This is a genomic window from Sanguibacter inulinus (assembly GCF_013415325.1).
Taxonomy (GTDB): Bacteria; Actinomycetota; Actinomycetes; order Actinomycetales; family Cellulomonadaceae; genus Sanguibacter; species Sanguibacter inulinus.
This window is the reverse complement of the sequence record NZ_JACBYE010000090.1, coordinates 1-6,331: the sequence shown is the minus strand read 5'-3', so window position 1 is coordinate 6,331 and position 6,331 is coordinate 1. Positions and strand designations below refer to the sequence as shown.

Annotated in this window: 6 protein-coding genes; 2 read left to right on the top strand and 4 right to left on the bottom strand. The window is 73.1% G+C overall.

Translation table 11 applies throughout. The features are described from left to right. Window positions 1-989, top strand: a 989-nt coding sequence (locus tag HZZ10_RS18835; protein ID WP_179914689.1) for a class I SAM-dependent methyltransferase, incomplete at its 5' end; no start/stop codon positions are given. Window positions 990-1,014: 25 nt separating this feature from the next. Here HZZ10_RS18835 and HZZ10_RS18830 read toward each other — a convergent pair. From HZZ10_RS18830 to HZZ10_RS18820, 3 genes are read right to left on the bottom strand one after another with little or no spacing between them, the layout of a single operon-like run. After that, window positions 1,015-2,331: a heparan-alpha-glucosaminide N-acetyltransferase domain-containing protein gene (locus tag HZZ10_RS18830; protein WP_179914688.1), complete on the bottom strand. Its 1,317-nt coding sequence runs from the start codon at window positions 2,329-2,331 to the stop codon at window positions 1,015-1,017. Further along, complete coding sequence (locus HZZ10_RS18825) at window positions 2,331-2,906, bottom strand: PIN domain-containing protein (RefSeq protein ID WP_179914687.1); 576 nt, start codon at window positions 2,904-2,906, stop codon at window positions 2,331-2,333. The genes HZZ10_RS18830 and HZZ10_RS18825 overlap by 1 nt, the downstream gene beginning before the upstream one ends. Before the next feature lie 21 nt (window positions 2,907-2,927). After that, window positions 2,928-3,452 (bottom strand): helix-turn-helix domain-containing protein, encoded by a 525-nt coding sequence (locus tag HZZ10_RS18820; RefSeq protein WP_179914686.1) that lies wholly within the window; start codon window positions 3,450-3,452, stop codon window positions 2,928-2,930. Between the two features lie 273 nt (window positions 3,453-3,725). Here HZZ10_RS18820 and HZZ10_RS18815 point away from each other — a divergent pair, with 273 nt between their 5' ends. Then, on the top strand, window positions 3,726-4,382 hold the full coding sequence (locus HZZ10_RS18815) for an NADPH-dependent F420 reductase (RefSeq protein WP_179914685.1): 657 nt from the start codon (window positions 3,726-3,728) through the stop codon (window positions 4,380-4,382). 35 nt (window positions 4,383-4,417) lie between these two features. Here HZZ10_RS18815 and HZZ10_RS18810 read toward each other — a convergent pair whose 3' ends face one another. Next, a complete protein-coding gene (locus HZZ10_RS18810; RefSeq protein ID WP_179914684.1) occupies window positions 4,418-6,310 on the bottom strand; it encodes an ABC transporter ATP-binding protein in 1,893 nt (630 codons plus the stop codon). Between the last annotated feature and the right edge of the window lie 21 nt (window positions 6,311-6,331).

Here is a 6,331-nt window from a genome sequence, read left to right as displayed (position 1 = left end):
GGGCTACGGAGACCGGGGCTGAGGCCGCACCTGCCGCTGCACCCGGGACCGTCAGGTCCTACCAGGACTCCGCCTCGGCCGAGCGGGCCCTCCTCGAGCTGCTCGGGCCCGTCCCCTCCTCGCGCCACGTCGTCGTCCACCCGAGTCTCGACGCCTCGCTCCTGAGCGCGGCCGGCCTCGTGCTGCTGCGGCTGCCGAAGAGCCTCGACGCCCTCGAGGAGACGGCCCAGGCGATCGCCCGCTGGGCACCCGACGACGTGGTCGTCTACGCGGGCGGGCCGGTCAAGCACATGACCCGGTCGATGAACGAGGTGCTCGGGCGGTCCTTCGGCGAGGTGCACGCGACGCTCGGGCGCTTCAAGGCCCGGGCGCTCGTCGCCCGTCGACCTCTCGACGCAGCCCGGACGGCGGCGCCGGTCTTCCCCCGCAGCGCGCACCTGGCCGAGCTCGACCTCACCGTCGTCGCGCACGGCGGGGTCTTCGCGGGTGCCCGTCTGGACATCGGGACGCGCGCCCTGCTCGCCGTGCTCGACGAGGCCCACCCCGAGGCACGCGACGCCGTCGACCTCGGGTGCGGGACCGGCGTGCTCGCCACGGTCCTCGCCCGCTCCAGGCCCGGGATCCGGGTCGTCGCCTCCGACCAGTCGGCAGCCGCCGTCGCGTCGGCCCTCGCGACAGCCGCGGCGTACGGTGTCGGGGACCGCGTGAGCGGGCTGCGGGACGACGCGCTCTCGACGCTCCCAGACGGGTCGGCCGACCTCGTCGTCTGCAACCCGCCGTTCCACGCCGGTACGACCCTCGAGACGGACGCCGCGCACCGCATGTTCGCGGCGGCCGCCCGCGTGCTCCGGCCCGGCGGCGAGCTGTGGACGGTCTACAACTCGCACCTGCGCCACAAGAGCGCGCTGTCCAGGACCGTCGGGCCGACGACCATGGTGCGCCAGGACCCGAAGTTCACGGTGACGAGGTCGGTGCGGCAGGTGCGGTAGGTGCGGCAGGTGCTGAGCGCCAACCTCAGCGACTCCGGCCGAGCCCGGCGGCCCACGTCCCCGTGCGGCGTGCGGCGGCGCTGACCGCGGTCTCGAGCGGGCCCCTGCGGCCGAGGGTCGCGAGGACCACACCGACCAGGACAGCCCCGGCCGCGTGCACGGCGAAGATCCACGGTCCCAGGTACCACCAGGGGACCTCGGTGAAGCCTCCGGCGCGGACGACAGCCTCGATCATCCTGCCCGTCACCCCGACGCCGAGGACGTGGAGCGTGTAGACGGTCAGCGGCGCAGCCCCGGCGGCGCGCAGGGGCTCGACGAGCCGCAGCGCCCAGCCGGGCAGGGCTGCGGCGAGCAGCAGCATCGCCGAGACCACCACGAGCGCGACCCCGACGCCGCGCAGCACGTCGAGCGGCGCGCCCGTGTGCGGGGTCTGGAGGGCGAGCGCCCACCAGCCCGTGTCGAGCGGGGCACCCCACCCCGACTCCCCCACGAAGAGGTCGACCTGCGGGCCCGTGAAGGACGGATAGGCGGCGAGGGCTGCCGCGCGGCCCGCGACCTCGTAGACGAGCGTGCTCAGCGTGAGGCTCCCGGCGACCAGCACGACGCCCCAGGCGAGCAGCCGCACCAGCAGCCGGCGGTCGGTCCCGGCCTCGCGGGCGGCGAGCAGCACCTTCGCGAGGGCCATGCCGACGAGCACGTAGACCAACCACGTGACGACGGGATACGTCCCGGTGAGGACGACGGCACGCAGCGCGACCAGAGGGTCGACGAGCTCTCCCCAGCCGAGGCTCCCGCCCTCGCCCTCGACGTCGAGGGCCGCCCGGACCGAGGCGTTGACGACGGGTCCGACGACGGCGAGCAGCCCGGCCCAGGCGAGCAACCAGCCCGGCCGCACCCGCAGGAACGGCACGGCGCACACGAGCGTCACCCCGAAGTACACGAGGACCACGACGACGTTCGCCGGCCCGAGCGCGAGGGTCGCGCCCAGCAGCACGACGAGCACCCCACGCGTGGCTGTCGTCCACCGTGCGGCGGCGACCTCGCCGCGCGCGAGGGTCGACCTGGAGGCGAGCACCACGCTCACACCCCCGAGCACCGCGAAGAGGGTCGACGCGTTCCCGTCGACCACCCGCGACACCCACGGCACGTGCCCCGGGTACCCAGAGGGTGGCATGAGGTGAGCGGCCATCATCCCGAGCACGGCGAGGAACCGCGCGAGGTCGATGCCGACGAGGCGGGTGGGGCGGGAGCCGACACCCGTCGTGACAGCGTCGCGCCCGGCACCGGCTGACCCGGGCCGCGCTCCGTGCGCCCGGTCCTCGGGAACCGGGTGCAGCGACATCACCGTGCCCCCTTCAGCACGGCAGCTGCAGCAACCATGCCGTAGCGGTCACCCAGGATCATGAGCACCTGGTCGACGCTCTGGACCGGGTCCCGCCGTCGGCGCTCAGCCATCTTCACCACCCCTTCGAAGGCTCTCTCCGGGTCGATCTCGACGGTCTCGAGAGCGAAGTCGGCTGGGGACGTGACCTGGACATGGGCCGGCAGCCTGGCGGCCGGGAGGTCACGGACGTTCATCGTCACGATCGTGCCAGCCCCGCCGACGACCGCAGCGGCGACGAGGTGCTCGTCATCGCGATCTGGGAGGCCGTAGGTGCCGTCCAGAGGCTCCCACCCAGAGACGCACGCGTCGTCGAAGGCCGCGGTCATCTGTTCGACCAGACGCTGGGCGCTCCGATGGGCGTCTGGCATCGATACCCCTCGACCGACGAGCTTCCGGGCCTCGTGCATCTCCAGCTCCTCGAGGATCGCCGACGACCACAAGGGTCGGTAGAGGTTCTCGACTGCAAGACTCAGCAGGAAGTCACGCTGAAGGCTCGGCCAGAGCACGCAGGTGTCGAGGACGGCCGAGAACATGTGTCAGATCATCGCAGGCTTCTACCGGGCGCTCCGACGCCGCTCAGCCACCACCTTGCGCACTTCTCGCATCTGCGCAGCTACCTCCTCAGGGTCGCCCTCGTCTGCCAGGTCGACGGCTGTCGCCTCGAGCATGTCGTACTGCATCCGGCGACGCTTCTCCCTGTACGCCAGCACGTCGCTCAGCAGGACCTGACGCCGTGTCCCCGGCCGCTCTGACGGGATCTCCCCAGCATCGATGAGTCGCACCACCGTAGGGCGCGAGACGCCGAGGACCTCAGCCGCCTGCTGAGTCGTCAGGACCGTCGATCTCGGTGCCACGGTGACCGCGCGGCCGGCGCTCAGCGCCTCCGCGACCTGGACGAGAAGCCTGTACATGGGCTCCGGCAGCTCCACCTGGTCACCTTCACGCTCGTCTACGAGCAGGTACCGCGGAGCGACTGCCGCACCGCGTGAACGCGCGTGCGCCTCGAGAAAGCTGTGCACCTCAGCGAGGTCGCCCTCGTGCCCAGGAAGATAGGTGTGCTCTACGAGCTCTGCAGCCATGGCCTCGTCCTCGCTCTCGCCGTCGAACACAGCGTACGCGCGTTCGCAACGTTCGAGAAGACGCTGCACACGGGTCGGTGCCAGCCTTCAGGAAGACCACGGGATGCGAGGAACCGCTCCTCCGGGATGCTCTCGGCGGCGCGCGGTGTTGGCGCAGAGAGGTGACCGTGAGGTCACCGCCCCAGAGCAGGGCCAGACCGACCACTGCCCGATCAGCACGACACAGCACCGCCGCGGCACCTCGCCGCGGCCGTCTCGAGAAGGAGCCGCACCATGACAGCCACCGGACTCACCACCATCGGGCTCGTCGGCTCGGGCCACATCGGCAGCCAGCTCGCCCGCCTCGCCGTCGCGCACGGCTACGACGTCGTCGTGAGCAACTCCCGCGGGCCGGAGACCCTCGCCGACCTCGTCGCCGAGCTCGGGCCGCGCGCCCGCGCCGCGACAGCAGCCGAGGCTGCGGAGGCAGGCGACCTCGTGGTCGTCACCGTCCCGCTCAAGGCCTACCGCGACGTCCCCGTCGAGCCCCTCGACGGCAAGATCGTCATCGACACCAACAACTACTACTTCGAGCGCGACGGTCGTATCCCCGCCCTCGACGAGGGCACCACGACGGTCTCCGCGATGCTCCAGGCGCACCTGCCGGGGTCGAAGGTCGTCAAGGCCTTCAACAACATCACCGCGGCCGACCTCACCGACGACGCCTCGGTCTCCGGGACCCCCGACAGGCGCGCGCTGCCGATCGCCGGTGACGACGACGCGGCCAAGACCCTCGTCAGCACGCTGCTCGACGAGCTCGGCTTCGACGCCGTCGACGCCGGGCCGCTCGCCGAGAGCTGGCGCTTCGAGCGCGACACCCCCGCCTACGGGGTCCGCATGACGGCCGCCGACGTGCCGGCACGCCTCGCCGAGGCGCAGCGCACGGCCTGACCTGACCTGGTGCGGCGCGAGCCGCCCGCGCCTCCTCAGCGGGGCGCGGGCGTCTCCGCGACGAGCGGCTCCGCAGACGCCTGCCAGAACTCCCTGTAGGCGCCCTCGGCCGTCAGGAGCTCGTCGTGCGTGCCCTGCTGGACCACCCTCCCGTCGGCGACCACCACGACGAGGTCCGCGGTGACGACCTGCTGGAGCCTGTGCGCCACGAAGATCACCGTCCTGTCGCGCCGCAGCGCCGTGACAGCCGCGTCGACGGCTGCGCGGTGCTGCAGCCCGACGTCGGCCGTCGCCTCGTCGAGGATCACCACCTCAGGGTCCGCGAGGATCGCCCGGGCGATCGCCAGCTGCTGGATGCGCCCTTCGTCGAGGGGCGCTGTCCCCGGTGGGGCTGCACCGGCCCCTGGGGCGCCGAGTCCGCCCGCGTCGTCCCCACTCGCGCTCTCGGCCGCGCGCTCGCTCTCTGCGACGACCGTCGGCACCGCCCAGTCCGCACCGGCAGAGAGGAGTGCGGCGACGACCTCCTCGTCACCGGCCTCGGGGGCAGCCAGCCGGAGCGAGTCACCGATGCTGCCGCGGAAGGCGTGGAGCTCTTGCGAGACGTAGTACGGCGTCGTCGGGTGGTCGAAGGCGACGGTCCCCGAGATCGGCTCGTGGTGGCCGGCGACCACGCGGGCGATCGTGCTCTTGCCCGACCCCGAGGTGCCCACCAGGGCGACCGTCGTCCCCGGGTGCACGCGCAGGGTCACGCCGCTGATGCCGCGTCCGCTCGTCGGGTAGCGGAAGGTCACGTCGCGCAGCTCGACCCCTGTCGGCCGGCGCTCGCCCCGGGGACGCTGGCGCGAGGCCTCGGCATCTGCTGAGACCTGCCGGGCCGCGGGGACGTCTGCGGCCGCCTCGATCACGCCGACGAGGCGTGCCAGGCCGATCGCCGCCCGCTGGATGTCGTCGAGACCGAAGATCAGCTGCCCGACAGGTCCGAACAACCTGTGGAACACGAGCGCCGCGGTGGTCACCATCCCCACGCTCACGGAGCCTGCCGAGGACAGCACGAAGCCTGTCGCGAGGATCGCCACGAGACCGAGCGCCTCTCCCCCGTTGATCCACCGGAACAGCCTGTTCCGCAGCCGCACCCCCTCGACCTGCCCACGGATCGAGTCCTCGGCACGGCACCGCACCCGGGCGAGCGCCTGCTCCTGCTCCCCGAGAGCCGTCACGGTCTCCATGCCCTCGACAGCCTCCAGGACAGCCTGGCTGCGGGCCGCCTCGCGGACCCTGACCTCGCCGAAGACGACCCTCGACCGCCGCAGGAACGCCCGCGCCCCGACCACGTAGCAGGGGGCGCACGACAGGCCCGCGAGCGCCAGCCACGGGTCGATCGCCGTGAGCGCGCCGACCGAGACCACCACGGCGAAGCCCGCCGACAGCAGGGTCGGGGCGACGTCTCCGCCCGCCTCGGCCACGGCGTCGACGTCGCCGGTGACCCTGGACAGCAGGTCGGAGGTCTCGCCGTCGTCGACCACCCCCACGGGCAGGCGCATGGCCGAGGCGAAGACGTCCTCGCGCAGGCTCGCGAGGACGTCCTGGACGAGGCCCGTCAGCACCCGCGCGCCCGCGAGGGCCGCCACTGCGGCACCGAGAGCGCCGAGCGCCGCTCCGGCCACCCAGCGCAGGAGCACCGGGAAGCCGGCACCGTCCGTGACGCCGTCGACGATCGCGCCGAGGCAGGCTGGGACCACGAGCCCGGCCGCCGAGGCGAGGAGGAACAGCACCGCGACAGCTGCGGCCCGGCCGCGACGGAGCCGGACCGCGTCGAGCACCACGGCGCGGACCTGGGCGGGTGCGGCGACGGGGAGGGTCGTCGCGGGCGCCCGAGGTCCGGAGGGTGCGGTCTCGGTGGGCTGGGGTGCGGCGGGACGGTCAGCCATGCTCGACGCTCGTCTCTCGGG

Coding starts and splice junctions, on each gene's coding strand:
- HZZ10_RS18820 (WP_179914686.1), bottom strand. CDS start 3,452: ATGGCTGCAGAGCTCGTAGAGCACACCTATCTTCCTGGGCACGAGGGC.
- HZZ10_RS18815 (WP_179914685.1), top strand. CDS start 3,726: ATGACAGCCACCGGACTCACCACCATCGGGCTCGTCGGCTCGGGCCAC.
- HZZ10_RS18830 (WP_179914688.1), bottom strand. CDS start 2,331: ATGTCGCTGCACCCGGTTCCCGAGGACCGGGCGCACGGAGCGCGGCCC.
- HZZ10_RS18810 (WP_179914684.1), bottom strand. CDS start 6,310: ATGGCTGACCGTCCCGCCGCACCCCAGCCCACCGAGACCGCACCCTCC.
- HZZ10_RS18825 (WP_179914687.1), bottom strand. CDS start 2,906: ATGTTCTCGGCCGTCCTCGACACCTGCGTGCTCTGGCCGAGCCTTCAG.